Here is a 26,583-nt window from a genome sequence, read left to right as displayed (position 1 = left end):
GGTCAGGCCCCGTGTCGGCCGCCACGACGAAGCCCCGGGCACCCTTCTGACGATCAAGGGCGGGCTCCGGGGCTGTCCGGCTGTCACCGGGTTTTCGCGGGTGGCCGTGTCGAATACGTGTCGAAGTTCTCGGCCGGAGGATCAGCCAGCGCCGGGTGCCTCCGGAAGGTCCCCCGCGGCTTCGAGCCGCCGCTTCAGGTCCGGCAGCTGTCCATCGACGCATCGGGCGTACGTGGCGAGGAGCACGGCCACGCTGTTACCGGCCCACTCCGCCACCTGGGCGGGCGGGATCCCGTCGTTGAGCCACTTGGTCAGGCGCGTGTGCCGGTTGTCGTACACACGGCGCCCGGTGGGCGACTCGAAGACGTGGGGAGGCAGCACGGCCTTACGTGCGCTGCGCCAGGCCCGACGGATGACCGAGCCGGCGAGGATGCCGCCCGACTCCCCCTGGAACAACAGATCGCCCGGCCGCAGCCGCTCGTCCTGGATGTGCTGCCGCAGGATGCGCGTGAGGGCCGGATGCCCTGGCACAGTGCGCGTCTCGCCCTCCGCACGGCCCTTCAGGTCACGCTGCTCGTGGATCTCCCCCGTGTCGGTCCACTGCTTCCCGACCTCCGGAGTCGCCGTGTGGATCAGCAGCTCGCACCATTGGTCCTCGGCGTCGGGACCGGGCAGTGTGACGTCCTCCACCCGCATGGCCACGGCTTCCTCGGGGCGCGGACCGCAGTAGTACAGCGTGGCGAAAAAGGCGTGGAGCCGCCTGCCACCGCGCGGCCGGCGCCGTATCCAGTCGAGGATCGCCGCCGCCTGCTCCGGGTTCAGCAAAGACCGCTTGTCCACGGCGTTCGAAGTCTTCGTGACGGCCGTCGACTCCTTGCCCTTGGGAAGGGGATTGACCCGCAGAATGCGCCGCCGGACCGCGTGCTTCATGACGACGTTGAGGATCCGCCGGTTGCGCTTCCGGGACCATGCCGCCGCCTGCCTGCCGTCAAGGCGAGTGTCGATGGCCCGCAGGACCTGGTCGACCTTCTCCGGGTCCTCCCAGACCGAGACGGGCAGGGAGTTCCGCTCGACCCACCTGAGGATGGCCACCACGTCCCGCGGCGCGTCAGGACGTCGGTTCGTGTTGAACGCCCACTCACGCAGGGCGGTGCGCACGGCGGCAGGCGCGTACTGGGTGGGCTTGGCCCGCAGCAGCGCGATGGTCGTCGCGGTCAGAGTCTTGGCGATGTTCTTGCGGCTGTTGCCGCCGAGCTGGGACCAGCGGGCGTCCACGTACTCGACGGCGAACTTGTACCAGCTCATGGCAGCCGACTTGGAGCGATGCGACACCGGAAGACCGGTGGCGACGACGAACGCCTCCCCCTTACCGGTGGCCCGGATGAGTTCGGAGCGGAAGCCTTCGGCGAGGGCGACCGTGTCGAAGGGCTCACGCCAGCGCTTCCCCGCGACCACCCAGCGCACGGTGTACGTGTTCTTCCGGGCGCCCTTGTACGCGAGGATCTTGTAGACCTTGACGTCGTACGTCGTCTCCATCAGGCGGCGTCCTCGCGGTCGTAGAGCCAGTCTTCGAGGTCGCTCCGCCGGATCCGGAGGTCGCCGTTCGGGAGCTTGATGCAGCGCGGCGCCCGATGCTTGGCCCGCCAGTCGTAGAAGGTCGAGCGCGAGATGGCCAGTTCCTCGCAGACCTCCGCGAGGGTGAGCATGCTGCGTGACCGCACGGCCGTGGTCATTCCGTGCTCCCTTCGTCCAGGAGGGCTTCGCGGGCGGTCTCGCGGTTGGTCCGAAGGTCGCGGGCGATGGTCGCGGCGAGGGCGGCTTCGCCCGGTGTGTGGCCGTGGCCGGCGTACTGCCAGTCGGCCAGGACCAGGACGGTGTCCGGCTCACGGTCGTCGAGACCGAGGACGGAGGCTTCCTGGGCGGCGCGGTAGTCGGCGCGTTCCCGACGGAGGGCGCCGAGGGTGGTGGAGTAGGTACGCGACTTGGACGAGAAGTGCCCGCGGAATCCGAGCATGTGCGCCCAGGCCCAGAGACGCCGTTCCGGGTAGAGACGGTCCAGGTCGCGGCACGCCGTGATGAGGCGGCGGGTGTGGTCGGGGACGCCGTGGCGGTCGAGTTCGGAGAGTTCGCCGATGCGGCGGTCCAGGGTGCCGGTGTTCTCGGCGGCCTTGGTGGCGTACTTGGCCACGTACGAGGCGACGACCTGTTCGGTGATGTCGGATCCGTCGCCGAAGGCCTCGACCGGGCGGACGTCGAGTTGCCGCCCCCAGCGGAAGGACCGAGCCGGCTGGTCACCGGCAGCCGGAACGGAGACCGACGTGTACGAGTGCGCGGCGGCGGCGCGCAGCGCGTCCGTGAGGACGTCGACCGTGGCCCAGGCGGGCGGTGGCGTCCCGGGCCCCTCCGGGCCGTCGAGGCGTACGACGGCATGGAAGTGCAGGGCCCCACGCTTCTGGAACTCGGCGACCTTGCCGTACGAGACGCGAAGGTGATCGGCGAGTTCCCGGCGGGTCAGGCCGGCGCGGGCGGCGAGTTCGCGGCGGAGTCGCGTGGTGAAGCGCTGCCAGAGCTGTCCGGCGTGGTTGTTGAACAACACGGCGCCCGCGTAGTCGTAGGTCTCGGGGTCGAGGGCAGTGCCCAGCTCCGGGACGTCGGGCGCGTGCGGGGTGCCGCAGCGGCAGGTGCCGTGGTCGGGGCGGTTGTGGACCGGGCCGAACGAGGGCGCGGTGAGGGTGACGAAGACCCGCGGGTGATCTCGGACGGCGGCGGGCACGTCGCGGCGGTCGTCCCCGGCCAGGCCGGCGCGGATCAGGTGATAGGTGTCGCCCGCGTAGGTCCAGGCGCAGGACGGACAGCGGGACGCGCGGCGGTTCCCGCAGGCGAGGCGGAGACGGCCGCCCGGCTCGTTCGCGGTGGAGTAGTGGTGCAGGGTCTCACCGCTGGTCTTGTCCTTGTGGAGGATCCAGCCGGTGAGGTGGATCGGGTCGGAGCAGCCGCCGGTGCGACGGATCTGGTCTTCCCAGCGTGCGTAGTCGGAAGCCGAGGCCACTCGGAGCACGTCTCCGAGGGCGATCGGGTCGAGCAGGATGTCTGACGTGGGCGCACTCGGTGTCGCGGATGAGGCGCGGTGGGGCATGCTGGGTGTTCCTTCCGGTTGCGAGATCGGACAGGGACGGCGCCCGGGCGGCGGATGCTTGGCGGTATCGAGGCCGCCCGGGGGCCGGTCAGCGTCGCTTGGCGTCCGCGTGGACGAGCGAGCGGATCACCAGGGCGCAGATGGCGACCGAGACGCCGGTGACCGCGACGGCCAGGAGCATCGAGACGAGGACGGCGCCGACGACCAGGACCACGGCGGTGCCGCCGCCGACGAGGGCGAGCGCGGTGCCGGGGGTGAGCTGGACCGTGGGCCGGGACGACGCCGGGGTCGGCGGGGTGGCCGGCGGGGGCGCGGTGGTCGGGGTGATGGTGGTCGGCTCGACGACGGCGGGCGGGGTGGCCAGGCCGGTCGGCGTCGGCATGGTGGGGATCTTCGGGCGGAACATCGGTGATCTCCTTCGGGCGGTTACTTGATCAGGCTGTTGACGGCGGGGGCCAGGACGCCGTCGGCGAGGAGGAAGCCGCCGAGGAGCAGCACGGCGATGAGCCAGGCGGGCGGGCGGATGAGCTTGACGCCGAGGTAGCCGACGACGAGGAGCGCGAGCCAGAGCGGGACCTGCACGACGGTGGCCTCCTAGCGGACGCGGCAGCGGTGGGTGCGGGCGGCGAGCTGGGCAGCGGTCTGGCTGGTGTAGTCGGCGGACCAGCCGCAGCCGTCGGAGCTGCATACGGCGGCGTGCTTGGTCCGGCCGTTGCGGTCGCGGTGGGTGCCGATCTGCACCGGGCCGATCCGCATCACGGAGTGGAAGCTGTCACGGGAGGGCATGGCTGGTTCTCCTTCCGGGTCAGGCGAGGTGGGCGGCGATGGCGTCGGCCAGGTGGGGCGGTACGCCGAGGCGGGCGCGGAGGGTGTCGGTGTCGATCGGGGAGCCGGTACGGACGCGGTACTCGTCGGCGACCTTCCGGGCGTGGTCGACGAGGACGGGCGGAACCGCGGGCGCTGGGGTGGGAGCCGGAAGGGCCGGAGGCTCGTCGGCTTGGGGAGTCGAGGGCTCGTCGACTACGGGGGTTGAGGGCTCCGGTTCGGGCTCGGGAGCCGTGTCCCGCTCGGGGAGGGTGTCGGCCTCGGGCTCGGAGGCCGGCGATTCCGGCTGCGGCTGATGCTTGGCGGAGTGGGCGAGCAGAGTGCCGCCGAGGAAGGCGAGCGCGGGCCATCCGGCGATGCCGAGGCGGAGCAGGACGGGCGGGTCGGCCAGGTCGAGGAATCCGGCGGTGGCGACGTTCGCGCCGAGCGAGGCGAACAGGGCGATGAGGAACCAGGACCAGGCGAGCCGGGAGGGTCCCTCGCCGCGGAGCCGTCGCCAGGCGGCGACCAGGAGCAGGTCGACGCTGACCGGGTAGGCCCAGGCTTTCCATCCGTCCTGTCCGGCAGCGGCGGCCAGGTCGTGCAGGTGGGCGAAGGACAGGGCTCCGGCGATGACGGCCTGGACCAGGACGGCATCGACGCGCAGACCGAGGCGGCCGGCCATCAGAAGTCCTCGGCGGCGGTGTCGGTCGGCTCCGGGAGCGAGGCGGCCAGCGAGGGACTGACGGCTTCGACGAAGTCGAGGTCTGCGCCGCTCGTGTCGGCGTACAGGGCGAGTTGGCCGAGCAGGAGCACGGTGCGGGCGAAGTCCTCGCAGTCGGGGCACATGGCGGTCGTTCTCCCTTCATCAGGCATGGCGGGGGTAGGGACGTGGCGCGAAGGCGGTCGCACCGACCGGGGAGGTGCGGAAGGTCAGGCCGTAACAGGTGCTGTCTTGGACAGCGGCGCGGAGGCTGCGACGATGCCGGTCAGCGCGGGGCGGAACGGGGCCAGCTCGGGCAGTTCCGGGTTGCGGTCGGCGTGCCGGTTGCAGATGTTGGCGGCCTGGCGGAGCGAGGTGTGCGGGGCGCGGATGCGGTGCCAACCGCCGGTCGAGTCACCGGCGATGGCGAGGCCGCGCATCTCCGCGGGGATCTGGATGGCGGCGAGGACGGCGTCCGGCGAGATGTCGCCGAAGGCCATGTTGGCGCTGGTCTCGTCGTTGACGCGGTGGGCGGTGCGGCCGGTGAGCTGGGCGCGGAGCATGGTGATGCCCTTGCCGAGTTCGGAGCCGAATCGCTGGCCGCAGACTTCGAGGTAGATGCCGGCGGCGCGGCCGAGCTGGGCGAGGCGGACCAGGGCGGTGATGATCCGGTCGCGCCGCTTCTCTTCTTCCTTGGTGGCGAAGAGGGCGAGTTCGGCGACTTCGTCGACCAGGACGACGATGGGGGTCGGGCGGAGGTGGTCGGGCAGGTCCCAGATGTCGGCGGCGATCTCGGCGTCTGGGACGTCGGCGGTGATGCGCTGTTCGGCGCGGATGAGGTGGTAGACGTCCTCCATGCGGGCCACGAGTGCGTCGAGGAGTTCGGCGGCGGTGTCGGGGTTGTCGGCGAGCGCGGAGAACCGACGGGCGAGCGGGAAGAGTTCGACGCCTTGCTTGCAGTCGATGCCGACCAGGGCGACGTCCATCGGAGCGAGCCCGGCGACGAGGTTGCGCTGGTAGACGGACTTGCCGGACTCGGTGGCACCGAGGGTGAGCGCGTGAGGTATCGCCCGGTAGTCGCGGTAGTGGACCGAGCCGTCCTCGCGCAGGGCGACCGGAACCCGCATCGCACGGGTGTCGGCCTTGGCCGGCATCTGCACCCGCTTGAGTACGTCGTAGCCGGTCATCCGCACCTCGACCACCCCTGAGCGCAGCTCACGGGAGGTGACCCCGTACATCGAGAAGGAGTGACGGAGCCGGTCGGAAGCGGCGGCGATGTCGAAGGCGTCCTGTCCGGGCCGCAGCTTGAGCCGTAAGACCAGGCCGGTGCGGGTGGGTCGGACGCGGAGGATGCGCGGCGGACGGGACTCCGGAACCGGCCGGTTGGTCATCCGGGCGAAGGCGAGGCGCCAGCGCGGAGCCGGGACCGTGAGCCCGCAGGCGTCCATGACCGAGGCGTACCGGACCAGGACGCGCAGCGCGGCGAAGGTGATCCCGAAGGTCAGCCAGTACCAGGCGGGACGCCGCCACCGCAGGAGACCCGCAGCGGCGACGACCAGCACGAGCGTGACCGTGAAGGCGGTCATGGTCAGGCCGCCTTCGTCTGCGCGGCCATGTCGGCGAGGGAGGTCACGGCGACCGCGCGGAAGGCAATGCCGTGCCGCTTCTGGCCGTTGAACTCGTTCTCCCACGGCCGGGCGATCAGGCCGGTGAGGGCGACCGGGGTGCCCATGGCCAGCTCACCGGAGATGCCGGTCTCCGGAACGGTGATGGACAGGATCTCGACCTCGTCGTTGGCGGCGAACATCACGTCGACGGTCATGAGCTTGGCGCCGGTGTCGATGTCCGTGGCGATCTCGCCGGTGCGGCGGTCCTTGACCTTGGGCTGCGGGGTCTTGGCGACCATCACGGTGGCGGCGGTGGTGTCGACCGGGATCTGACGCATGGGAAAGCACTCCTCTACACAGGCTGGACTCCGCCACTCATGTATATGAGTGACATGAAGAAGAGTGCATCACTCCTATACATGAGTCAACCCGCCGCGGCTCAGAAGTCGCGACGGGCTGCGTGCAGTTGAGGGAGTGTCAGTCGTCCGCCGGGATGCGGTACTCGAAAACGAACTGGTCAGCAGCCATAAGCGTGTCGCAGACCTCGACCACGCGACCCTCGGTCGTACGGGCCTCGCGGATCAGATGGACCACGGGCGCACCAGGACTGAGGGCGAGCTCCGACACCTCCGCCTTGGAGGCCGGCCGCGCCTGCAAGGTCTCGACGAACTCCGCGAACTCGTGTCCGTGGTCCTCAAGTCGGGCGTAGATGCCACCGCCGCCGGGGTTCTCGGCGAACAGCTCCGGGATTTCCTTCACCACGTCCCACGGGAGGTAGGAGGAGGCGGTCTCGACCGGGGTGCCGTTGCGGAAGTAGAGGCGGCGCCGAGCGAGCACCTGGGCGCCGGCGTCGACACCGAGCCGTCGGGCGGCATCCTCGGGGGCCTCCATGGGCCCGATGTAGAGGACGCTGACCTTGGCGGTGGCGCCGGACTGGGCCGACTCGGCCAGGTAGGCGGCCTTGCCTCCGCGCCGGTGCGAGCGGCGGAAGCGGTCAGAGGAACGGTGCCGCACCGGCGGCCGGTCCTTCACGATCGAACCCTTGCCGTGACGGGTCTCGACGAGCCCGCTTGCCCGCACCTCGACCATGGCCTTACGGATGGTCCCACCGGACACGCCGTAACGGTCGACCAGCTCGGATTCACTCGGCACCATCTCACCAGGCTTGAGGACACCTGCCCGGATCTGCTGCACGATCTCCTCGGCGATCTGCACGTACCGAGGTACGGACCGCTCACCTCCTACTGCGGTTCCCATAGTCCTTCCCTGCCTCCTATGCTCCTGTACATGAGTGAATCACAAGGAGCAACGTCCGCGCCGCTGCACTCGGTATCCGTAGCCGGGGTGGTGGTCCGCGAAGACGGTCGACTCCTGGCGATTCGCCGCGCCGACAACGGCACCTGGGAACTCCCCGGCGGAGTACTCGAACTCGACGAGACCCCAGAGGCCGGCGTCGCCCGCGAGGTCCTGGAGGAGACGGGCATCCACGTCGAGGTCGACGAGCTGACCGGCGTCTACAAGAACACGACGCGAGGCATCGTGGCCCTGGTCTTCCGCTGCAAGCCATCCGGCGGCACCGAGCGCACGTCGAGCGAGTCGACAGCCGTCGAGTGGCTCACGCCCGACGAGGTCAGCGAGCGCATGGCCGAGGTCTACGCGATCAGGCTCCTGGATGCCTTGGACGGCAGCGCCCCCCACGTACGGAGCCACGACGGGAAGCACCTCATCCCAGCGGGATAAGACTTTCTCTACTTCATCAAGAGCCCGCGCACGGCGCGAGCGCGCGCCGCCTCTGCGGCGCGGCCTGCCTCCTGTCTGCGCCCCGGCTGGCCGCGCCCGGCGGCGCGCCACGTGCATGCGGGCAGAAGCGAGGAAGTCACCCTCGGGCCAAAGAGATGCCTCCGGCGGGGGATCGGCCGGCACCGGGATGGAGGGGGCGCCGTTCCCGACTACAGGCCCGTAGTGGTGTACGTGGGGGAGCTCCCATCCCGTCCACCATCGACCCAGGCAGAGCCGAGCAGACGCGGCCCATGGCGTCCAGGTCGTTCGTACAGTGGCGCGCTCCACCTGGACGCCATGAACCACGCCCGCTCCACGGTGTGTGGGTCGACGGCGGACGGGATGGGAGCTGGGGAAGGTGGGGTGTTGATGTAGCGGGGCTCAGTGACGGTGTTGCCACCAAAGGACCGCCAACACCCCGACCCCGCTCACACTCGCCTTCACAGCTACCCGAACGAGTTCGTCGGTAGCGACGCTCAAGAGCCGACGTACGTGTGCACGTGCCGCTCGCTCAGCCAAACGGGCGTGCACCCTGCCAGCGTCGGACTTCTCTACCTTGGAGCGGGCGGCTCGCTTCCTCGTAGACTTCTTCTTGTCGGACACTTTGGCCTCCTAAGCCAGGATCTGACGGTGATGGCGGCCTCCTGCGTAGGACCAGGGGGCCGTCACCGTTTTGGAGGGCCCTGCAGCCGCAAGCCAGACAGTAATCAGCTTTTGCTGGGACACCTAAAGCCGCTGACCTGCCATTACGCGATTCTCAGCGCATCGCAACCGAAGGTGCATCAACATGTGTTGATGGCAACCTCATCTGGTGGCGGCGACGGAGCGCGTGACGAATACCCCGACGTACTCATGCGCATAGCCATACAAAGGATCAGCGGGGAGAGGAACGCTACGTCGCACTCCGACCGACTAGCGCTAGCCGCGGAGCTACGAGCCGCAGCGGAACTGCGAGTGGCGATGGAAGTTGCCCGATGCAGGAGGCGTGGCCTCTCTTGGGCGGATATAGGCGAGGCGCTTGGTACCTCGGCGCAGGCCGCCCACCGCAGGTACAGCAACACTGCCGCCCCGCAGGATGCAGATGATCTCTTGGATGAAGTTCTAAGCGACCAGCCCGACCAGGAAGACAGCAGTATCACGGACTGATTGGCTACTCACCTTGAGCTGAAAACAGCTCTAGGCACCGATGGAAACCGTGCTCCCTCCGTGCCCGACTCACCGGTACCTACGAGCGGCGGCGATGCCCCCATGAGACATGGTGATCACGCGAAAGGGGACAGCCCCTTGCCCTCCAGATGGGCGAGCAACGAGTCAAGGCATGCGTCTGGCGTGGCCAGGTCAGCACGAAAGAACGAGTCCTCGCCAAGCGGCCCACCGCTGACGATGACCATCCATGCCGCCCGCCGCTCAACCATGCGGTCACCGTCGACCTTAAAGACGGTCGTGACGCCGCGCTCGGACAGCCACTCCATCAGTTCGAGCATGTCCACTCGCACCCCTCCGGAGAGATCATCATCCCACGGGCATGCTCCTGGACCGTCCTCGGGCCGTGCGAGGTCGACCAACGCTGACAGTCGGCACCCGAGGGCGACCACCCCCACCCCGCTCTGGCATGGGGCCCCGGAGATGATCTGCCACACTGGACGCGTTATGCCTGCACCCGGAGAACTGGCAGCTGACGGTCAGGCTTTCCACCTGCGCATCGCGGTCGGTTCGAGGCTGGTGTTGCCGGCGGGACCGTCGCCGGGCCGGCCGTGGCCCGGCGTCATTTGCGCTTAAACGTCGTGCGGTGATACGGCGCAGCTGATTGTGTGCCCTGTCCTGGCAGCAGAGGTAGCTACCAGCCTAGGGCGGCCATCCGGTCACGTAGCCGACGGTCGCCGAGTTGGATGACCTTGGCTTCGGGAGGGACGTCAGGTCTGGGGCGCGCGAAGGCGTTGGTCACGATGATGAACTGGCAGCCTTGTCGGCTGAGGTGGTTCATTTTTTTGTAGAGACTACTTATCGCCCCATAATCGTACGATCCCGTTGGTTCGTCGAGAAGATACAGGCGATATTTCGACGGTTCGTCTAGTGCTATCGAAAGTTGATTTCTTCTCGCATGCCTACTTGAATTCGCCGGCCCCGTGTAAAAGCAATCTTCCGGCGCAAATCCTTCACCCAGAAGGACCTCAAGATGCTCAGCAAGGTATCGCGCCCATTTAGATTGATTAAGTGTTTGATGCAGCCGGCGCCCTCTGACAGCACCCAATTGAATGGCCAAAGCTTTCAATAGGAGCGTCTTCCCTGTTCCATTATCGCCATGTATTACATTGATGCCGGAGCTGAAATTAATCCCTCGCCGCAATGTCGCGATTCCAGAGGGCGGGTTCTCCATGCTGTAATCGTGAGGAACGCGTACAGCGATTAGAGATCCGTTTTCGCGCGAGGCGACTTCCTGTCGTAGAGGTGCTGTATCCGCACTTCTAGGGTCACTGACCGCAACTGGATATTCGTTTCCTGTGGCTTCGACCAGACCCTTGCGAGCCAGGCTCCGTTCGACGGCCCATTGTACTGTTGGTGCGGGATCATCTCGCATCGTGAGAAGGGCATTTGTGACGGACGTGTCGCTTGGCCAGCCGATACTGAGCCCGTTCACGGCGACTTCTCGAATGCTTACGTCTTTGGCGCGAAGAAGCGCGAGCAGAGCGTCTCGGGTGATGACATCGCCCGACCAGTTTTCGAGCAGCACCTCAATGGCGATTTCCCGTACGCGCTGTACAGCGTCTTGAAGGAGAGACAATACTGCGTTCCGGGCAAAGGGATTCTCTGGCCACCCCTCCGCGAGCCCCTCAACCGCGATTGCTCGTGCTTCCGCAGAGCGATCCTGCGTTAAAAACACAAGGGCGTCGAGGGCATCGGGATCGTCCGCCCACGCTTGCGCTAATCCCCATACGGCGATCGTCCGGACCTTTAGCTCCCTGTCGCGGGTGACCGCAATGAGAGCCTGGCGGGCAACGGGGTCTTCAGACCAGGTACGTGCCAAATTTAGGACCGCGATTGCCCGGATGTCTGGTTGGTCGTCGACGGTCATTCGTGCGAGAGCGTCGCGAGTCTTCGGGTTGCGGGACCAACTCCTGATAAGCGCACGGAGGGCCGTCTCGCGGCTAGGTGCGTCAGTGAGTTGAGTGGCTGCCAATAGGGTTGCGAGTTCGTCGACCGGTGATGTATGAGTGTCGGATCGGATGTATTGCTGCAACTCGCGGGTTTTACGTTCTTCAGTATTGTTAATCTCTTGAGCCTTACCCAAAGCGGCAGCGATGTCCGCAAGTGCAGGTTGCGCCAGGGCAGCCGTCGGTAGAAGCTCCTGCTGAGGCAGGGCAGGGCCTACCGGAAGGGACTTCACCTCAGTGACGTCGGGGTGCAGAGATAAGCGGTGCACATTATCGTGAGCCTGCTCCCAAAGAGTTTCCAGCAGAGCGCGGCGTTCGTTTACGCGGGCGAGTTGATCTTCTGCTGTGGCCTTGTGTCTCAGCGCTTGAAGTCGCTGGTTAGCGGTGACATCTAGGGTCGCTGACTCGGCGCTGCTCCGGAGTACCTGAAGGTGCTCGGTGTCGATGTCTATAACGATATCCCGCAGTGTGCTGATGATCTGCAACAGTGTGGTCATCAGCAACTGGGCATCGCTCAGGGCCCATCGAAGCCTGTCCTCGGTGCGGTGAGCACGTTCGAGTTCGAGCTGTGCCTGGAGAGTAGCTACAGCTACTTCAGTAGGACCTTGTGTTGTAGATGCTGGTGATTTTATCGAACGCCGCTTCTGACGATACTGATGAGCAGCGGTCAGTAGCTCGTCCGCCACGCAACACAGCTCCCTGTGGAGTTCCGGCCGAATGGAAGCGGCGCTGCTGGTGATCTCTAGGAACACCTTGACGAAGCGTTTCGACGGCAGGGAAGCCGTTCCTTTAAAGAGTCGATCGAGGTGTGACTTGGAAAACTTCATGTCGCTCACGGGATCGACTGGTGGCTCTTGCCCAGCCTCTATCCGCGCCCTTTCCTGATGAGCGCGGTACTGAAAGCGCTGCTCGATATCCCGTGCGCTGAGGCACGCTGCTTGGCTCTGGTCTCGCAGGAACCGGCCCAGCGCCACGTCTGGTTCCTCGTCGTGCCCTGTTGTCCGTGTCATGTTTTCCCCTGTCCCTGGTCTGACCCAGCGGCGTCCCTGGGACAGAGCAGGGGCACTGGATGTCGACCCAGCTCAAGGTGCCCGGAGCACGCAGTGAGTCCCAGGCAGTCCCGATGAAGGTTGGGGGCACCCTGCCCCATCACGATTCTCGCCTCAGCGACCTACGCAGGTCCCCAACTTCACGTAAATGCGCTGAGGAGAGCAACAGTGGCTACGCCCATCCACGACATCGCAAGCCCGGATACCATCACCCTGAGCGGTCAGGCCAACGGGATCGAGCATGTGCTCCTGCTGGCCGTACCGGAGTTCATCGGTGGACTTGCCGCCATGCTCGTCAGCGCCGTAGTCACGTGGGCCTTTCAGAAGTGGCGCAGGCGTGACACGCCCGACATCATCCACGACGACATGCCCAGCTGAAGCAAACACGAGGGTCACCGGAGGGCCGAGGGCTTCCACGTGATCTTGGGTGACTGGGTCGTATGTGCCGCCGCTGGCCTTGGTCCGGTCCTCCATGACGCTTCCCGCCCCCCATAAGCACGGTCTGACCAAGCAGGTCCTCGGGGGCACGCACAGGATTGCGCGACAGCTCGGCAAGCATGTCGATACGCGGGTGAAGAGTTTTCAGTCAGTCCTCTTTCTCTTTCGCCTTCGGCTTAAACGTCATCGTCTGTGTTTGCGGGTGAGCGGCGCCAGTCGGGAAGAGATGCGCCAAGCAGCAGGAGTGCTACTGGACCCCGCGCTTGACCTCTGCCTCGCCGATCTGGAGTCCTGTCCTCCCACCTGGGAATTTCCCTGGCGCGAAACGGTGCAGCCGGGTGGGTGTCTAACTGCGTGACAACGCCGACAGACAGCGGCGGACAAACGCGGACCCGTACAGACCATCGGAGCAGGTGAGAGACGCAGCGGCCCAAGGTGCGACGCCCACTCAAGTTCCTTCGGGACGAAGAGGTCATGGGTTAAAGGCCGTCGCGCTCGACCAGTGAGCCGTCAGGGCTCAGTGTGTAGAAGCGTGGCGGGTCCATGTCCTCCACAACTCTGCTCAGCTCCGCTTCCTGCTCGGCGGGGTCGGGCCCGTATGACTTTCGCACGTGGAATCCGTACAGCTTGATGGCTTCCGCGTCGACGTCGTCGGGCTCGGGACGGCCCTCCTGGATGAAGCCGCAGAGCGCGCGCAGTGCGTCCTCGCCCAGTTCCAGGGGGTGGAAGGGCAGGGCGTACGGCTCTTCCTCCTCGCCGGGCCAGGGGACGATGTCCGCTGGGCGGTCGCCGACCCAGTAGGGCAGCTCGAAGGGGAGCGGTTCGCCGATGTTCTCGATGATTCCGCTGTCCGGCGACAGGCTCAGAGAGCGGACGAGGCGCCCGTCCTCCCACACGGCGAACGCCAGCCAGTCGACGACGCTGTGCATGGCGTGCAGGACGAGCCGTCGGCCGGCGCTCGCCGCCACGAGGTGTTCCGGAAGCTGGGAAGGGGCGTCGATCATCACCCCCTGATCACCGATGACCTCCACACCCGGCCAGCTCGCTGCGCACACCATCCCCTCCGGCGGGTACACGCCGTCCCAGAGGTTCCTGCCCTCGCACTGCTCGATCTCCCGGCCCGGGTAGAGCCGCCGCATCATGGTGACCGTCCGGTCAAGGTCCGCCGCCCCCACCTGCCGCAGCAACCCCGGCACGTCGCCGTCCGCGTACACCAGCAGCCCCGTCTTGGCTCCCAAAACCCCTCCCAGAGCGTGACGCCTAATAGTGGGCGCACCCTAGCCACACCCACTGACAAGTCGGCTCAACCTGCCTGCCCGGCTGGGCCGTCTCTGGGCCGTCCGAGGTCGCTCGACAGTGGCCAATGATGACCAACGCCGACCACCAGGCGCACGGCACCACTGCCCCTGAGCAGGGAAAACCCAGCTCACCAAGATCCCCGGCCAAGACCCAGGGCAAGAAGACACCTCAGGTTGCGTCCCCTGGTGGGGCCACAGGTCGCCGCGATAGACCTGCGGTAGAGACCGAACTCCGGGCATCATCTGAGATCCGCAGTGGCGAACTGGCCGCACGCAGCGACTACGTGGGCACCCCTCACACCGAAGGACCACGCCCGCTCACACCTCTGGGAGGCCCCCCGTTGCCACGAACCATCCGCTTCGACAGGACCCACGAGGAGCTTCAGTTCGAGGACACTTGCCGCCAGTATCGCGACGTTGAAGGGTACGTCTTCCACGAGTCCGAACTTGCACAGTTCAAAGCCGTTGACCTTAAGCATGCTCTGCAAAGCGCAGCTCGCCTCTACGAGGCAGACGAAATGGATGTATTCATCGTCGAGGGCGACGAAGATGAGTTTGATGACGAGTGGTCACCGCCGGGCCCCGTACAGATCTCACTTCAAAAAGGAACGCTGGTCGTACAGATTCACGTTATCACGAAGGCAGAAGAGTTCAACGAAGAAACTCTACCCGACGTCTATCGGGCCATTCTCGCACCGTATCTAGCCAAACGTAGAGCAGCACTTCGCGACATCGAAATGGCTGTCGACTACCATACGTCTCCTTTCGTATGGCGCATCGATATCGAGTGCAGCCTACGCAATCGACGAGTCAGCGAATTATATGAAATCGGCAGTGGCGCGATTGCGCTCCTAGAGGCTGCCGAGAGCGGAGAACTCACCCGCGGGACGACCATCGAACTTCTCCGCGCGGGGCGAGCCGACGTTCTAATTGGCCAGCCAGAAGGCCCGTGGCTCGATGCAAAGAGTGCACATTACGACCTCGATACACAACACGGAAAGATCTCAATAGCCCAGGCGGTAGCGAGGTTTGCAAACGCCGAGCATGGAGGAATCGTCGTGGTGGGCATGCGAGGAAAGAAGGTCCCTGCGGGTGAGGTGATTCACAGTGTTTGCCCAGTACCTCTCGACGGGCGCACGCTCCGTCGCTATCAGAGCGCTCTGGAACATCATCTGTACCCACCCCCCGACCTACTTGACATCGAGGAGATCTCCGATGGCTCAGGGCTGGGCATTGTCTTTCTCCACATTCCACCTCAGCCCGAGGAGCTCAAGCCCTTCCTCGTCCATGGTGCGGTAGTGGACGGCCGCATTGAGGGGGCCTTCATTAGCATCGTCCGCCGCAGAGGCGAAGGGTCGATCCCTATCACCGCTCCTGCGATTCATTCCACGCTGGCTGCTGGCCGCGCCTTGCTGAGACGCGGCCAACTACCCGATGGTCCACAGAACTTGGAAGGCTCACCCTAGCGCCGGTCCTGGTGCTGCCGGGAGGTCCGTGCTAGACGCGTGCCAGATCCTGTGGAGAACCGCGGGGAACAACGGGCGACCAAGCCGACGGCCACCAAGCGTCAAGACCGCTTCGCCGCAGGTTAGCGTCACAGCGAGCCCGAGATCGCCTTAGCTTCCCAAGTTGAGGTCTCACCGGTGTCTGCGCCTGTCAGTCCAGCCAGACGAGCAACGCGTCGTCCGCCCTGGCAGCAGCCTCGAAGAACTGTGTAAGCCCGTCGTACCAGGGACGCCCCCACTCCAGCGAGCCAGGCTCACTCCATCCGAGCGGATACACCTCGGCGCCGGTCAGTTCAGCAGGATCCACGCCATTGACAAGCTGGTCATAGCTGGTGCCCCGCAGAGCTTTCGCCGCAAGCCGGACCCGCTCAGGCCGCAGGTACTTAGGAGGCCCGTACCCCCAGTCCTCGTCCTCGGCGAAGGGCTCTTCACCGTGGATCACGTTCACGGGAAACTCGGCGTGCGACAGCAGGAAGCGAAGCATGTCCCAGGTCTTGTACGTACTGAAGTGACGCGCCTCAGCCGGCGAGGGCTCCGTCTCCCCCTCGGCGTCCTGGACCTCTTCGACGAAGTCCAGAGCCCAGTCGGGGTCTTGGATCGCTCGGTCGAGCTCGGCAGCCGTGACACGCAGGTACTCACCGATCATGCTCATGGCCGGAGACTAGACGAGGCCACTGACAACGACCGCCGGACGGGCCGTCTCAGTTTCCTTCTCATTGTCATCGGCGTTCGGCCGAGGCCTTGGGCCGAATCCGGTCTGGTGATGAGACACCCATACACGCAGGTGAACGGCCCTGCACCCGGCCCGGTACGGCACCAAAACAATTGGAAAGCGTGCGCCCCCGAGCAACCTCCTTGGGCCGCCGTGCACCGCTGCGCGGAGCAGTGCGCCTTCCACAGAGGATATGTGCCCGGCAATCCTGCACTGGTCCGCACGACGGTCGAGACCGGGGGTGGGAGACATGGCTCGTACGCAGTCCAGGTGTGGAGCGCTCACAGAGAAGGGCACTCGGTGCCGACGGCTGGCGATGGTCGGTGCGTCGCGATGCAACCTGCACCGTGGCGAGTGGTCGTCGTACACCATCAAAAAGCGCAAGGAAGCCGAACGCAAGGCGAAGACACGCAAGCGGCGCAAGTGACCCCAGTCGGTGCGAGGTGACATCCATGGCTGACATCAACGACAGCGGACAGCGGCGGTGTCGTGCGGTCTGACACGGCCACGGCCGCCCCGCGCAGCACGGGTGGACAGGCGGTCAGACCGAACTCCTACAGCGCTGCTCAGCTTGCCGTGGACTGCTCATGGCCAGTCCTCACCTGGCCAAAGTGTGAGCCATCATGAAGAAACGGGGAGAGGAACCCGGAATCGCGGTCCAGGTCTCTCTCCCCGTCAAGGTGGAGCAGAGAGTGCGCCACCAGCCGTCGCTGCTCAGTGATGCTGGGGCTCACCCACCGCCAGGAGGTGTCCCCGACTGGTCGCAACGCGGAGCACGTCTCGCAGAGCCCCGGTCAGTTCCTGCGCCAGCCGGCGCAGGTCTTCCGCGTCGGCGTCCTCATCGTCGAGGGTTTCCGAGGCCTGGTCCATCAGCTCGGCTGCCGTTCCCAGCTGCACCGCCTCGATGTTGTCCGCCAGTCGGGACATGTACCCGCCCCTGTCGTCGGTGCTCAGGTAGCAGGGCTTGCCCTCCGGGCCCGACCATGGCAGGAGCCGCAGTTCGTCCGATGCCGTCATGCTTGCGTCTGCCTCTCGTCGGTCATGTGGTGGGTGGTGAAGACGGCGTCGACGCGGTCCCCCGGGAACACCAGAAGTGCGGCCTCGACGACCCGACCGGTGGCGTCGGTCGCGACGCGTGTGATCGCGAGGACTGGCGCGGTGGAGTTGGTCCGGAGGGTCGATGCTTCGTCCGGTGTAGGTGGGCGGGCACAGACCGTCTCCCGGACAGCAGCCGGCGGCACGCTGAGGACGGCGAATCTCGTGACCGCTTCCCGGTACGGCGGTTCGTCGTCGAGCACCCCAGCCGGGGCCAGGTCGCGCGGGATGTAGATGCGCGCCAGTCCGTGCGGTGACTCCCCCTCGTGACTGATGCAGGCGAACTCTGCCAGGGGGCTGCCCATCGGCACCTTCAGCAAGGTCATCAAATGCCCATGTGCCTGAACCGTAGTGCCGCGCACGGTGACGCGCAGATCCGCTTCAGCGGCCGTCCACGGGTCCAGCGTCCCCCATCCGCCGACGTACACGATCTTGCGGAGTGGGCGGCGAACGAAGTTGCCTTTGCCGTGGATCTTTTCGATGAGGCCTTCGCCCTGGAGGACCGCTAGGGCGCTCCGCAGTGTCACCGTGCTGACCTTGTAGTGGTCGGCCAGGCCGGCCTCGGACGGCAGGCGTTCGCCAGGCTTGATGCGGCCGGTCGTGATCTGGTGCCGGAGGTCGTCGGCGATGTCGTAGTGGCGCGAGGGCACGGACCGGTCACCGCCTTCTCATCAGCCGCACGGCGCCGAGTCGGGTACGCGTGTGTATGGTCAGCAGCTCGCCCGACTCGAAGAGCAGTTGCTTGGCGCCCTGGGGCAGTTGGAAGAGGTCCCGCACCCGGCAGGCCCGGCCGCCGAGTTGGATGATGTCGCCGCGTTGCACCGTGGCCGCGGTCACCTCGATGTTGGAGGCCAGCGCGCTCCTAGGGGTCCGGTCGATCACTGGCCTGCCTCCGCATCCGTGGACCGGTCGGGCATCGAGTGGCACGGGCAGTCGCACGTCTCGTAGACCACCGGCAGGTCGACCGGCGCCGATGCCGGGGAGGATTCCGCGCAGGCGAGGTGCGTGCCGATCCGGCATGCGGCCGATCGGTAGGGGACGGCCGCGGCGTCGGCGAGGTGAGGCTGTCGGCGCGAGGTCATCAGCGGACCCCCACAAGGGCCGACCATGCCTCAGCCGGTAGACGGGAAGCAACGACCACTGAACGCATCCGTACGCGCCTCTCACAGGCCAGCACGTACGGACGGACGAGCGCGACGTCCTCACCCGGGAGCGAGTGCCGGCGGTTCTCGCCGCTGAGGGCCCGGCTCGGGGTTGCCGTCGGCTCGTCGGTGAACGCGGGAGAAGCGAGAACGACCGGCGGCAGATAGGGCGTTAACGGGCGGCGATGCCTGCCCTTGGGGAAGTACCGCGCCCTGGTGAGCGATACGGCACGGCGGATACGGTTGAGCACGCTGCTCAGCTCCTATCGCTGATGGCTCGGTCCCCCGACATCGCCCGTCGCGGGGACCGCTTTGCGTACGACCGCCCAGAGGGTGCGGCCGTTCAGGCTGGTGGCGAGGAGACCGAACCGGTCTGCCTCGGCCACCACTTCGAGCACCTCCCGCCATAAGTCGGCGGGGAGCGATTCCGGCACATCCGCCTCGACCGTCGTGTACCGGTCGCGCTCCTCCACACGGGTGAAGAGCCCGACGGCGGACAGCCGAGCGGCGATGGCCGCCGCGCTAACTCCCGAAGCGGGCACAGGGCAGCCTCCGTCACCGGTGATCACTTTCAGTAAAGCTAGTTAACTAGATTAGAGCTAGTGGACTAGATTTTCCATATGCCTGAGCAACCGCCCTATCTCCGCGTCGCCGACGAACTCCGGCGGCGGGTCGCGGAGCACGTATGGGAGCCCGGGGATCGCCTGCCGTCCCGCGCCCAGATCGGACAGGAGTGCGGTGTCGGCGAGAACGTGGTCCGGCGGGCTCAGGAGCTGCTGATCTCCCAGGGCGTGCTGGAGGGCCGCGCCGGTTCGGGCACGTACGTCGCCGAGCCCCGGCAGCGCGTGCGCATGGTCCGGTCATCGGCACGCGAGCAGCCCGACGGGTCGCCGTTCCGGGCGGATATGAAAGCCGTGGGCAGGCAAGGGGACTGGGAGAGCCGGACCGACGCCAAGGTGCCGGCTCCCGCGGACATCGCGGCACGGCTCGGCATCACCGAGGGCGACCTGTGCGTCCGCACCGCGTACGAGTTCCTGGCCGACGGCAGGCCGGTGCAGCTCGCGACGAGTTGGGAGCCGTACGACCTCACCGGCGGCACGCTCGTCGTCCTCCCCGAGGGAGGGCCACACGCCGGGGCCGGTGTCGTGAACCGCATGGCCGCGATCGGCGTCACCGTCAGCCACGCCACCGAGCAGCCGGAGCCGAGGCAGGCGACCGCCGAGGAGGCGTCACTCCTGGGCGTCCAGAAGTCCGCGCTCGTCACGCACATCCGCCGGACGTACTACAGCGACCAGGGGCGGCCCGTGGAGACTGCGGACATCGTGGTGCCCGTCGCTCACTGCGAGATCGTCTACGAGATCCCGGTCAACCGTCCCTAGCCCTGCCACTCCCCCGGTCGAATGCGTGTCGAAGTCCGGCCGACGCGACGCCGAGCGTGGGAGGGTGACCAGGTCAGCGAAGGTGCGGCACGCGATACAGCAGGCGCCTTCTAAGCGCTTGGCCGCAGGTTCGAGTCCTGCCGGGGGCGCCCATGCACGGGAAGCGCGGGGCATCGTCCGCGCCCCGCCGGGCCTCGACGGGGTTTCGACGGGACTCGTCCGTCCCGGCGCCGGGCCCCCTCAGCAGACGCACACCACCGGGTGCTCACCTCCGAGTGCTCACCTCCCGGCGGTCACCCCCGGGCGGTCGCCTGGGCGTCGCCCGGGCGGTCACCACCACGCCGCCGCTACGCGGTTGCCACTGGGCCACAGCCCCTGATTCCGCACATGGCCCTGTCAGGATCGCCCACATTTGAGTGATTGCACCGGTATGGCGCGCTTCCTGGTGACGATGGAACGGTTAACCACCTTTCCACCGTTTTCCGGAGACGCTCATGCGCACTGCCGCCATCGCCGCCCATGCCCCGCCCGCCGCCGGGCGCTCAGGACCCGTGCCTCCCGCGCCGGGGCAGGTGGAGGAGCGGAGACTCGTCTTCGAGGGCTTCGCGTACCACTGCCGTGTCGTCCATCAACCCGCGCCGCTGACCGCTCCGTTGGTGCTGCTCGGAGGTTCTTCCCAGAACAGGTACTCGTGGCAGGGCCACGAGAAGTGGCTGTCACCCCTGTGCACGCTGATCACCGTGGATCTCCCCGGCTACGGCAGCTCGGACTTCCTGCCCGCCCGGTACGGCATGGACTTCCTCGCCGCCGCGGTCAAGCACATGCTGGTGGCCATCGACACGCCGCGAGTGAACCTGTTCGGCGGCTGCTTCGGCGAGGTCGTCGGCCTCCGCTTCGCGCAGCTCCATCCGGAGTTCATCCGCCGCATCGTCTTCTGCGGCGCGGCGAAGGACCTTCCCGCGCTCTACACGGACGCCGTACCGCGTCTGTCACGGGCACTCGCACGCGGCGAGATCGACGAGGCCGCCGGCGGGCTGGTGCGGCTGTTCATGTCGAACCCGGGTGCCGGGCGGGTCCGCAAGCACGCGGCCGTGGCACGCCTGCTCCAGCAGCAGTTCCTGAACCAGACGCCGGACGAGATCAGGAAGGCGGTCGAGCACAACACGAGGCTGACGACACACGGCTGTTACCGGCCCCTGCCGGTTCCCGACGTGCCGTCCCTGGTGTTCACGGGGGAGTTCGACACCCTGTGCACGCCGCAGATGGGCCGTGAACTCGCCGCGACCATGCCTGCCTCGCGGTTCACCACCATCAAGGAGGCGGACCACCTGGTCACCGTCGAGCGCAGGCAGGAGTCCGCGGACCTGATCGGCCGGTTCGTCACCCATCGCGCCATCGACGACCTGCCGTACTGCAATCCGGTGGAGTCACCGTGCGCCGGTTCCGCCCACACCACGACACACCGGTGAGAAGCCACCATGGGGGACAGAGGGAACAGCGGCAACGGGGCGGACGACGCGGCTCGGCGTCGTCCGCCCCCTCGCCGAGGCACACGGACTTCCGGAGAACACACGAAGACGTCCGGAGAACGCACGAAGAATGGCCGGGACCCGATGTCGGATCCCGGCCATTCTCCGCTGCAAGAGTGACTCGCGCGACGGGCGCCGGCGCCGCTGGGGCGTCTCGGCTGCCTCGTGGGATGTCAGGGGTTCTTCTTCTTCGCCACGACGGTGTTGCTGCTGCAGCTGACGTAGCCCGCACCCGAGCAGGACTGCGACTGCTTGTTGACGAGCTCGAACTTCCCGGCCTCGTCAGTAAGCCGGTACTCGCTCACCTGAACGCAGCGAACGTTGCCATTGCTGTCCTCGACGCACTTCGCGGGCTCACCCTCGGCAAAGGCCTGGCCGGCACCGACACCTGCCAGAGCAATGCCCCCCAGGGCCCCCACCGTCGCTGCGATCTTCTTCGAAATGAACATCTGCTCTTTTCCTTTACGGGCGACCCTCCGTGACTGAACGGCAGGGTCGTTCCGAATGCTGGATCGGCGTATATGCCGAACAGGCCCGGGACTCGAGCACCTGGGTCCGAGTCCCGGAGCCTGCCTAGATCACTGGATCAGTGATGTTCAGCCGCCGAGGCCGAGGGTGGCGTTGCAGGTCGCGGAGCTGATGTCCGTGGCCTGACCCTGGACGCCCGCGAGGACGTTGGCCACCACGTTGACGTCGCTGACGTTCACCAGGCCACCGAAGGCGGACTCGTCCGCCGAGCACGAGGTGGTCTGGTCGTTGTCCAGCTTGAAGTGCGGGTCCTCACCAGCGTGGCTGACGCCAGCGCCGAGGAAGCCAACACTGCCGAGCATAGCCGCGACGACCGCAGCCTTCTGGATCTTGCGCATTACCTCTCCGTTTCGGTTGCGTCGATACAGCCCGTTATGGGCTGTTCACCGACAGTCACGACTATAGGCGGTCTTCGGCGCCCTTGTGTAGTCGAAACACCCATACGCGTAAATTTCTTCAGAAATCCCTGTCCCGACGCCGCCCGGCCAGGGCCCCGGAGGCCGTGGTTCCGCCCTGGCCCGGCGCAGTCACGCGTACCGGTAGATCCGGCTCACGTCCTCCAGCTCGCCCGGTGTGACGTCCCACGGCGGCAGCTTCTCGTGGCGTGCCACGACGCGGCCGTGCTGCCTGTCGCGGGAGCCCGGCGGTTTCGCGGGGAGGTAGCGGGCCCCGGCGTGGCGGCGCTGCCAGCGGTACCACTGCAGGTCGACGAACGCGTGGTGCAACCAGAAGACGGGGTCGTTGACGGCGGCGGCGCCGAGCATGTCGCCGCCGACCCACCGGTGCACCCTGTTGTGGTTGCGCCAGGAGACGCTGCCACGGCCGGTACCCCACCCTTCCAGCTTGTTGCGGAACCCCTTGGTGACCGTCGAGTTCCAGGGCGCCACGTCATAGGCGGGGTCCTTCAGCGCCCATTCGAGGTCGCTCTTCCCGGGCAGGTCGATCGGGGCGCTCCGGCGGCCGAGGTCCCGGGTGAGGAACCCCCCGTCGGTCACGCCCACCCGGATGGGCCAGTTGCCCTCCTGATGGGCGAACGGGCCGGTCGTCACCCGGTGGTCGGAGCGCCGCCCGTTGCCGCCCATGAGATCCGCCGTCCAGGGCGCCGAGGTGGTCGTGCGGTCGCGGGTCCAGTCCCAGTACGGAAGGGTCACCGAGGAGTCCACCCGGCGCAGGGCACGCTCCAGGTCGAGCAGGAGCCTGCGGTGCCAGGGCAGGAAGGAGGGAGCCATGTGCGCCGTGCGCAGGCCGCGCTCGCCGTCGGGGGCGTTGTAGGCGATGTGCATCCGCACGAACTCGTCGTACTCGCCCCGCCGCTTGACCTCCAGCAACGCGTTGACGAACCTGCGCCGCTCGGTCCTCGTGAGCGTGGCGGCGTCCTTACGCACGTACGCCATGCCGGCCCCCCGCGTGCTCGTGTGCCGCTGCCGTGCCCGTCGGCGCCCCGGCAGGGTCGCGCAGCCGCCGGCCGGGGCCGAGCGCGTCGACGGCGGCGCGGGCGGCCTCGAGTGGGGTGGAGTACGAGCAGTAGTGGTCGACCATGCTCAGCCAGGTGCCGTCGGCGCGGCGCATCAGGTGCAGGGGACTCCCGTCGACGGTGACGTGCCACCGACCGTCCTCGGCCGTGTCGCCGGCGGAAGGTGGGACACCCCGGATGCGGTGGCCGCGCCAGGTCTCGTCGAAGCCGGTCTCGGGCGGGGCGCTTGCGGACCGGGGCCGTGGGCGGGCGGACCGGAAGGCGGTCAGCGCCGGGGCCAGGGCGGCGGCGAGTGCGCAGGCGCGCAGACCGCGCGTCACGTCCCGCCGTGTTCTTCCCTCCGGTTCGGGCAGCGCCCGGCCCGGTGCCCCGTCCTCGGCACCCGCCGGTGCCCCGCCCATGTCGATGATCATGCTCCACTCCTCGTCCGTGCGGTTGTCACCAGCGGTAACCGGCGAACGCGGCAACCGGTCACCGCCGTGCGGCGAAGACGGTGGATGCCGGTAGCGGCACCGGACGGACGTTCGGAGTCCTGCCGTGGACCGGAGCGCCGGCCGCGCGGAGGGGGACGGCGTCACCGACCGGGTCATGCACGAAAGCCGGCCCCCCGGGCGTGCGGGGGCCGGCTTTCACAGGACGCGGCGTCAGGCGTGCGGCTCCAGGTCGCCGTGGACCGGCTCGGCCTCGGCGCCACGGCCGCCGTGTCCTATGTCGGGTTCCTTTCTCCGGCAACACCGTTCACACGCTGGTCGCCGGAGGGGGAGTCCGTCACCGCGCCCGACGATCCGGCGACCGGCGACCGGCGACCGGCGACCGGCGACCGGCGACCGGCGACCGACGATCCGGCGGCCGACGCGGAACCCGTGGGGCCGACGCGGAACCCGTGGGGCCGCGGATCGGCAGGTCCTTGAGAGGGGACCTCCGCTGACTTCTCCGGTGGCTATCGCGCGACGCTCACGAGGCGGGCAGCAGCGGTGCGAGCAGCGGCAGCTTGATGCCCGCGAGCAGGGGCACCTGCGTCGTCGCCGTCAGCGTCGGGTCGGCCGGAGCGGGCAGGGTCGACGCCTGCGGGTCGGGGCCGAGCAGCGCGTCGACGAGTTCCTTCACCTCGGCCAGCAGGCCCTCGAGCGACGAGGGCTCCTGGGCGACGTCCCCCTGCTCGTCGGAGAGCAGCAGCTTCAGGAGTTCGTCGACGGCCTGGCGCACGGTGTCCAGCAGGTCGCCCGTGAGGTCGTTCTCCGTCTCGATGACCAGCGTGTCGTCCGCCGGGGCGGACACGTCCGGGGTGGTCGCCGAAACCGACTCGTCCGTGTCCTCGTCCGTGTCCGTGGTCGCCGAGTCCGACTCCTCCGGGGTGTCCGTGGCCGCCGGAGCCGGTGCCGCGGGTGCCGCCATGGCCTCCCGGGCCTTCGCGGCCGCCTTCTCCACGGCCTGTCTGGCGGCCTCGCCCAGTCTCTTGGCCTCGGCGGGGGGCAGGTGGCCGCCGTTCGCGGCGAGCACGGCCTCCAGCAGGTCGACGACCGGGGCCAGTTCGCCCGCGTGCGCGTCGAGGCTCTTGACCTGCACGAGCAGCGTGTCGGACGACGCCGCGGGGGTGCGTTCGCGGACCGGGTCGGCCGCCATGGCCGCGGGGCCGGTGATCCCGACCAGGAGGGCGGCGCAGCACGCGCCGAGTGCGATGCGCCGTGCGGGCAGAGCAGGCATGGGGTTCCTTTCGATGGAGCTCGGAGCTTGAGCCCACGGTCAGTGCGCCCCGGGAGCCCCGCAACCGGAGGGGTCCCGTTCGCCGTCCCGCCCTTCACCCTGCTGCCGCGACATGCCTGATCAGGCGCTGCGTGAGGCCTGCCAGGACCTGTCCCCGTTCGGCGCAACCGAGGGTGGCGCCCGGCCGGCCTCCGGATGGTCGGCCGACCGGGGGCGGCCGCCCGAAGGGGTCTTCACATTCCCAACACACTTGTCGTTATGCCCCGACTTTCACTGAATTCGCCCACTTGATGGCTAGAGTTGCCACCTCCTGACACACCCTCCGCAGGCGGACGCATCGCGCTCGTGTCGCTGCCCGCCCTCACACGCACCCTCACCTCCCTCTCCACCTCCTGTTCCGATCTGTTCCGAGCAGTTCCGACCTGTTCCGACCTGTTCCGAAAGGGCACCAACGGTCATGCGCCATTCCCTGGGTCAGCGGCTTCGCAGTGCGACGGTGGGCGTCCTCGCCCTCACGACGATGTGGGCACCCGCCGGCTCCACGTCGGCGGCGCCGGCCGCGCCACCCGCTCCCGAGGCTGCCGAACTCCCGTTCGCCCAGCGGTACGCGGCGCTCCAGCACGGCGGCATCGTGCGCGCGGCCAACACCTCCATCACCTGCCGCACGGAACAGGCACCGTCCTGCGCGGGCGTACAGGCGGGCGGCGGCGGGGTGAACGGCGGCTTCGACATGTTCTACGTCGACGTCGACCACGACCCGAACACCTACAACTCCTCCCGCGCCGAGGTCCGTCTGCCCACCGGCGCCCGGGTGACGTACGCGCGCCTGTACTGGGGCGGCAACCTGCGCGTGGGCGAGCAGAAGCCCTCGCGGGACAACGGGCGGGTGCTGATCGCCGAGCCCGGCGGGGAGTACAAGGAACTCCTCGCGGACACGGTCGTCGGACACCGCGTGACCGACGGCGCGGACGCCTTCCAGGCCTCGGCGGACGTGACGGGGCTGGTGCGGGACAGCGCGCCGGGCCTGTACACCGTGGCCCAGGTCAACGTGGCCAGCGGCAGGTCGGCGGCCGGGGCGTGGGGCGGCTGGACGCTGGTGGTGGCCTACGAGAACCCGGCGGAACCCCTGCGGCACCTCGCGCTCTGGGACGGCTTCGCACCGCTGCAGTCCCGCGCGGCGGAACTCCGGCTGCGCGGCCTGCGCTTCCCCGCCGGCGCCGGCGGCAGCGTGGGCCTGGTGGCCTACGACGGCGACCGCGGCACCGGCGGCGACTCGCTCACCGTGGCCACCGGCTCAGGTTCCGCCTCGTTCGCCGACGCGGCCAACCCCGCCGCCGACATCCTGAACTCCAGCATCAGCGGGCCCGGGGAGTCCTCCCCGACGCGTGTACCGGCGTACGCGCACACCCTCGGCTACGACTCCGACGTGTTCCCCCTCGCGGGACGCCTGCCGCACGCCGGTGACGAGGCCACCTTCCGGCTCACCTCCGAGCGGGACGCGGCGTGGGCCGGCGTGCTCTTCGCCGCGGTCGACGCCCGGCGGTGAACG

The 26,583-nt window shown here is 67.8% G+C and carries 30 protein-coding genes; 6 read left to right on the top strand and 24 right to left on the bottom strand.

Annotated elements, in window-relative coordinates; translation table 11 throughout:
* Nucleotides 1–141: 141 nt before the first annotated feature.
* The 11 genes from KUM32_RS16695 to KUM32_RS16645 form a co-directional block, all read right to left on the bottom strand.
* A complete protein-coding gene (locus KUM32_RS16695; protein WP_217142689.1) occupies nt 142–1,536 on the bottom strand; it encodes a site-specific integrase in 1,395 nt (464 codons plus the stop codon).
* On the bottom strand, nt 1,536–1,733 hold the full coding sequence (locus KUM32_RS16690; protein ID WP_193453677.1) for an AlpA family transcriptional regulator: 198 nt from the start codon (nt 1,731–1,733) through the stop codon (nt 1,536–1,538). Before KUM32_RS16690 ends, KUM32_RS16695 begins: the two co-directional genes overlap by 1 nt.
* Nucleotides 1,730–3,136, bottom strand: a complete 1,407-nt coding sequence (gene repSA / locus KUM32_RS16685; protein ID WP_217142688.1) for a replication initiator protein RepSA — start codon at nt 3,134–3,136, stop codon at nt 1,730–1,732. The genes KUM32_RS16690 and repSA overlap by 4 nt, the downstream gene beginning before the upstream one ends.
* 88 nt (nt 3,137–3,224) lie before the next feature.
* The gene (locus tag KUM32_RS16680) at nt 3,225–3,542 is read right to left on the bottom strand and encodes a SpdD-like protein (protein WP_217142687.1); all 318 of its coding nucleotides are present in this window, start codon (nt 3,540–3,542) and stop codon (nt 3,225–3,227) included.
* Nucleotides 3,543–3,562: 20 nt separating this feature from the next.
* Complete coding sequence (locus KUM32_RS16675) at nt 3,563–3,718, bottom strand: hypothetical protein (RefSeq protein WP_217142686.1); 156 nt, start codon at nt 3,716–3,718, stop codon at nt 3,563–3,565.
* A 12-nt stretch (nt 3,719–3,730) separates the two neighbouring features.
* Entirely contained in the window at nt 3,731–3,922 is a 192-nt protein-coding gene (locus KUM32_RS16670) for a mobile element transfer protein (RefSeq protein ID WP_217142685.1), read from the bottom strand.
* A gap of 19 nt (nt 3,923–3,941) precedes the next feature.
* Nucleotides 3,942–4,625 (bottom strand): DUF2637 domain-containing protein, encoded by a 684-nt coding sequence (locus KUM32_RS16665; protein WP_217142684.1) that lies wholly within the window; start codon nt 4,623–4,625, stop codon nt 3,942–3,944.
* On the bottom strand, nt 4,625–4,789 hold the full coding sequence (locus KUM32_RS16660; protein ID WP_217142683.1) for a hypothetical protein: 165 nt from the start codon (nt 4,787–4,789) through the stop codon (nt 4,625–4,627). The genes KUM32_RS16665 and KUM32_RS16660 overlap by 1 nt, the downstream gene beginning before the upstream one ends.
* Before the next feature lie 84 nt (nt 4,790–4,873).
* Nucleotides 4,874–6,229, bottom strand: coding sequence for an FtsK/SpoIIIE domain-containing protein (locus KUM32_RS16655; RefSeq protein ID WP_217142682.1), 1,356 nt, complete (start codon nt 6,227–6,229; stop codon nt 4,874–4,876).
* Between the two features lie 2 nt (nt 6,230–6,231).
* A complete protein-coding gene (locus tag KUM32_RS16650; protein WP_030971328.1) occupies nt 6,232–6,588 on the bottom strand; it encodes a hypothetical protein in 357 nt (118 codons plus the stop codon).
* Nucleotides 6,589–6,727: 139 nt separating this feature from the next.
* Nucleotides 6,728–7,507 carry a GntR family transcriptional regulator gene (locus tag KUM32_RS16645; protein WP_217142681.1) on the bottom strand — a complete coding sequence of 260 codons (780 nt, stop codon included), beginning with the start codon at nt 7,505–7,507 and terminating at the stop codon, nt 6,728–6,730.
* An 18-nt stretch (nt 7,508–7,525) separates the two neighbouring features.
* On the opposite strand from KUM32_RS16645, the gene KUM32_RS16640 reads away from it, so the two are divergent.
* Complete coding sequence (locus KUM32_RS16640) at nt 7,526–7,990, top strand: NUDIX hydrolase (RefSeq protein WP_217142680.1); 465 nt, start codon at nt 7,526–7,528, stop codon at nt 7,988–7,990.
* A 1,301-nt stretch (nt 7,991–9,291) separates the two neighbouring features.
* On the opposite strand, the gene KUM32_RS16635 is transcribed toward KUM32_RS16640, so the two are convergent.
* The gene (locus KUM32_RS16635) at nt 9,292–9,513 is read right to left on the bottom strand and encodes a hypothetical protein (protein ID WP_217142679.1); all 222 of its coding nucleotides are present in this window, start codon (nt 9,511–9,513) and stop codon (nt 9,292–9,294) included.
* 353 nt (nt 9,514–9,866) lie between these two features.
* Complete coding sequence (locus KUM32_RS16630; RefSeq protein WP_217142678.1) at nt 9,867–12,155, bottom strand: AAA family ATPase; 2,289 nt, start codon at nt 12,153–12,155, stop codon at nt 9,867–9,869.
* 243 nt (nt 12,156–12,398) lie between these two features.
* On the opposite strand from KUM32_RS16630, the gene KUM32_RS16625 reads away from it, so the two are divergent.
* Entirely contained in the window at nt 12,399–12,608 is a 210-nt protein-coding gene (locus KUM32_RS16625; protein ID WP_217142677.1) for a hypothetical protein, read from the top strand.
* A gap of 539 nt (nt 12,609–13,147) precedes the next feature.
* Here KUM32_RS16625 and KUM32_RS16620 read toward each other — a convergent pair.
* Entirely contained in the window at nt 13,148–13,906 is a 759-nt protein-coding gene (locus KUM32_RS16620; protein WP_217142676.1) for a hypothetical protein, read from the bottom strand.
* A gap of 401 nt (nt 13,907–14,307) precedes the next feature.
* On the opposite strand from KUM32_RS16620, the gene KUM32_RS16615 reads away from it, so the two are divergent.
* Nucleotides 14,308–15,432 carry a hypothetical protein gene (locus KUM32_RS16615; RefSeq protein ID WP_217142675.1) on the top strand — a complete coding sequence of 375 codons (1,125 nt, stop codon included), beginning with the start codon at nt 14,308–14,310 and terminating at the stop codon, nt 15,430–15,432.
* A 190-nt stretch (nt 15,433–15,622) separates the two neighbouring features.
* Here the strand turns inward: KUM32_RS16615 and KUM32_RS16610 are convergent, their stop codons facing one another.
* The 5 genes from KUM32_RS16610 to KUM32_RS16590 form a co-directional block, all read right to left on the bottom strand.
* Nucleotides 15,623–16,123 (bottom strand): YfbM family protein, encoded by a 501-nt coding sequence (locus KUM32_RS16610; RefSeq protein WP_217142674.1) that lies wholly within the window; start codon nt 16,121–16,123, stop codon nt 15,623–15,625.
* Between the two features lie 774 nt (nt 16,124–16,897).
* Nucleotides 16,898–17,200 carry a hypothetical protein gene (locus KUM32_RS16605; protein ID WP_217142673.1) on the bottom strand — a complete coding sequence of 101 codons (303 nt, stop codon included), beginning with the start codon at nt 17,198–17,200 and terminating at the stop codon, nt 16,898–16,900.
* Nucleotides 17,197–17,928 carry a GntR family transcriptional regulator gene (locus KUM32_RS16600; RefSeq protein ID WP_217142672.1) on the bottom strand — a complete coding sequence of 244 codons (732 nt, stop codon included), beginning with the start codon at nt 17,926–17,928 and terminating at the stop codon, nt 17,197–17,199. The genes KUM32_RS16605 and KUM32_RS16600 overlap by 4 nt, the downstream gene beginning before the upstream one ends.
* Before the next feature lie 7 nt (nt 17,929–17,935).
* Nucleotides 17,936–18,160 (bottom strand): hypothetical protein, encoded by a 225-nt coding sequence (locus KUM32_RS16595; protein WP_077801490.1) that lies wholly within the window; start codon nt 18,158–18,160, stop codon nt 17,936–17,938.
* Between the two features lie 523 nt (nt 18,161–18,683).
* Nucleotides 18,684–18,962 (bottom strand): hypothetical protein, encoded by a 279-nt coding sequence (locus KUM32_RS16590; protein WP_217142742.1) that lies wholly within the window; start codon nt 18,960–18,962, stop codon nt 18,684–18,686.
* A gap of 78 nt (nt 18,963–19,040) precedes the next feature.
* Here KUM32_RS16590 and KUM32_RS16585 point away from each other — a divergent pair, with 78 nt between their 5' ends.
* Together KUM32_RS16585 and KUM32_RS16580 are read left to right on the top strand one after the other, a co-directional pair.
* Nucleotides 19,041–19,799 carry a GntR family transcriptional regulator gene (locus KUM32_RS16585; RefSeq protein ID WP_217142671.1) on the top strand — a complete coding sequence of 253 codons (759 nt, stop codon included), beginning with the start codon at nt 19,041–19,043 and terminating at the stop codon, nt 19,797–19,799.
* A gap of 494 nt (nt 19,800–20,293) precedes the next feature.
* Entirely contained in the window at nt 20,294–21,268 is a 975-nt protein-coding gene (locus KUM32_RS16580; protein WP_217142670.1) for an alpha/beta fold hydrolase, read from the top strand.
* Nucleotides 21,269–21,501: 233 nt separating this feature from the next.
* Here KUM32_RS16580 and KUM32_RS16575 read toward each other — a convergent pair whose 3' ends face one another.
* The 5 genes from KUM32_RS16575 to KUM32_RS16555 form a co-directional block, all read right to left on the bottom strand.
* A complete protein-coding gene (locus KUM32_RS16575) occupies nt 21,502–21,777 on the bottom strand; it encodes a hypothetical protein (RefSeq protein ID WP_217142669.1) in 276 nt (91 codons plus the stop codon).
* Between the two features lie 147 nt (nt 21,778–21,924).
* Entirely contained in the window at nt 21,925–22,194 is a 270-nt protein-coding gene (locus tag KUM32_RS16570; RefSeq protein WP_217142668.1) for a hypothetical protein, read from the bottom strand.
* Between the two features lie 189 nt (nt 22,195–22,383).
* Nucleotides 22,384–23,250, bottom strand: a complete 867-nt coding sequence (locus KUM32_RS16565) for a tyrosinase family protein (RefSeq protein WP_217142667.1) — start codon at nt 23,248–23,250, stop codon at nt 22,384–22,386.
* Nucleotides 23,234–23,743, bottom strand: coding sequence for a tyrosinase cofactor (locus KUM32_RS16560; RefSeq protein ID WP_217142666.1), 510 nt, complete (start codon nt 23,741–23,743; stop codon nt 23,234–23,236). Before KUM32_RS16560 ends, KUM32_RS16565 begins: the two co-directional genes overlap by 17 nt.
* A 541-nt stretch (nt 23,744–24,284) precedes the next feature.
* On the bottom strand, nt 24,285–25,034 hold the full coding sequence (locus tag KUM32_RS16555) for a hypothetical protein (protein WP_217142665.1): 750 nt from the start codon (nt 25,032–25,034) through the stop codon (nt 24,285–24,287).
* 457 nt (nt 25,035–25,491) lie between these two features.
* Here KUM32_RS16555 and KUM32_RS16550 point away from each other — a divergent pair, with 457 nt between their 5' ends.
* A complete protein-coding gene (locus KUM32_RS16550) occupies nt 25,492–26,580 on the top strand; it encodes a DUF3344 domain-containing protein (RefSeq protein ID WP_217142664.1) in 1,089 nt (362 codons plus the stop codon).
* Nucleotides 26,581–26,583: the final 3 nt, after the last annotated feature.

Source organism: Streptomyces sp. AC627_RSS907 (assembly GCF_019049165.1).
This window is presented reverse-complemented; position numbering and strand designations above follow the sequence as displayed.

What these genes read in the sequence shown, in the direction of transcription:
- KUM32_RS16695 (WP_217142689.1), bottom strand. Translation starts at nt 1,536, where the DNA reads ATGGAGACGACGTACGACGTCAAGGTCTACAAGATCCTCGCGTACAAG.
- KUM32_RS16690 (WP_193453677.1), bottom strand. Translation starts at nt 1,733, where the DNA reads ATGACCACGGCCGTGCGGTCACGCAGCATGCTCACCCTCGCGGAGGTC.
- repSA (WP_217142688.1), bottom strand. Translation starts at nt 3,136, where the DNA reads ATGCCCCACCGCGCCTCATCCGCGACACCGAGTGCGCCCACGTCAGAC.
- KUM32_RS16680 (WP_217142687.1), bottom strand. Translation starts at nt 3,542, where the DNA reads ATGTTCCGCCCGAAGATCCCCACCATGCCGACGCCGACCGGCCTGGCC.
- KUM32_RS16670 (WP_217142685.1), bottom strand. Translation starts at nt 3,922, where the DNA reads ATGCCCTCCCGTGACAGCTTCCACTCCGTGATGCGGATCGGCCCGGTG.
- KUM32_RS16665 (WP_217142684.1), bottom strand. Translation starts at nt 4,625, where the DNA reads ATGGCCGGCCGCCTCGGTCTGCGCGTCGATGCCGTCCTGGTCCAGGCC.
- KUM32_RS16660 (WP_217142683.1), bottom strand. Translation starts at nt 4,789, where the DNA reads ATGTGCCCCGACTGCGAGGACTTCGCCCGCACCGTGCTCCTGCTCGGC.
- KUM32_RS16655 (WP_217142682.1), bottom strand. Translation starts at nt 6,229, where the DNA reads ATGACCGCCTTCACGGTCACGCTCGTGCTGGTCGTCGCCGCTGCGGGT.
- KUM32_RS16650 (WP_030971328.1), bottom strand. Translation starts at nt 6,588, where the DNA reads ATGCGTCAGATCCCGGTCGACACCACCGCCGCCACCGTGATGGTCGCC.
- KUM32_RS16645 (WP_217142681.1), bottom strand. Translation starts at nt 7,507, where the DNA reads ATGGGAACCGCAGTAGGAGGTGAGCGGTCCGTACCTCGGTACGTGCAG.
- KUM32_RS16640 (WP_217142680.1), top strand. Translation starts at nt 7,526, where the DNA reads ATGCTCCTGTACATGAGTGAATCACAAGGAGCAACGTCCGCGCCGCTG.
- KUM32_RS16635 (WP_217142679.1), bottom strand. Translation starts at nt 9,513, where the DNA reads ATGCTCGAACTGATGGAGTGGCTGTCCGAGCGCGGCGTCACGACCGTC.
- KUM32_RS16610 (WP_217142674.1), bottom strand. Translation starts at nt 16,123, where the DNA reads ATGAGCATGATCGGTGAGTACCTGCGTGTCACGGCTGCCGAGCTCGAC.
- KUM32_RS16605 (WP_217142673.1), bottom strand. Translation starts at nt 17,200, where the DNA reads ATGACGGCATCGGACGAACTGCGGCTCCTGCCATGGTCGGGCCCGGAG.
- KUM32_RS16585 (WP_217142671.1), top strand. Translation starts at nt 19,041, where the DNA reads ATGCCTGAGCAACCGCCCTATCTCCGCGTCGCCGACGAACTCCGGCGG.
- KUM32_RS16580 (WP_217142670.1), top strand. Translation starts at nt 20,294, where the DNA reads ATGCGCACTGCCGCCATCGCCGCCCATGCCCCGCCCGCCGCCGGGCGC.
- KUM32_RS16575 (WP_217142669.1), bottom strand. Translation starts at nt 21,777, where the DNA reads ATGTTCATTTCGAAGAAGATCGCAGCGACGGTGGGGGCCCTGGGGGGC.
- KUM32_RS16570 (WP_217142668.1), bottom strand. Translation starts at nt 22,194, where the DNA reads ATGCGCAAGATCCAGAAGGCTGCGGTCGTCGCGGCTATGCTCGGCAGT.
- KUM32_RS16565 (WP_217142667.1), bottom strand. Translation starts at nt 23,250, where the DNA reads ATGGCGTACGTGCGTAAGGACGCCGCCACGCTCACGAGGACCGAGCGG.
- KUM32_RS16560 (WP_217142666.1), bottom strand. Translation starts at nt 23,743, where the DNA reads ATGATCATCGACATGGGCGGGGCACCGGCGGGTGCCGAGGACGGGGCA.
- KUM32_RS16555 (WP_217142665.1), bottom strand. Translation starts at nt 25,034, where the DNA reads ATGCCTGCTCTGCCCGCACGGCGCATCGCACTCGGCGCGTGCTGCGCC.
- KUM32_RS16550 (WP_217142664.1), top strand. Translation starts at nt 25,492, where the DNA reads ATGCGCCATTCCCTGGGTCAGCGGCTTCGCAGTGCGACGGTGGGCGTC.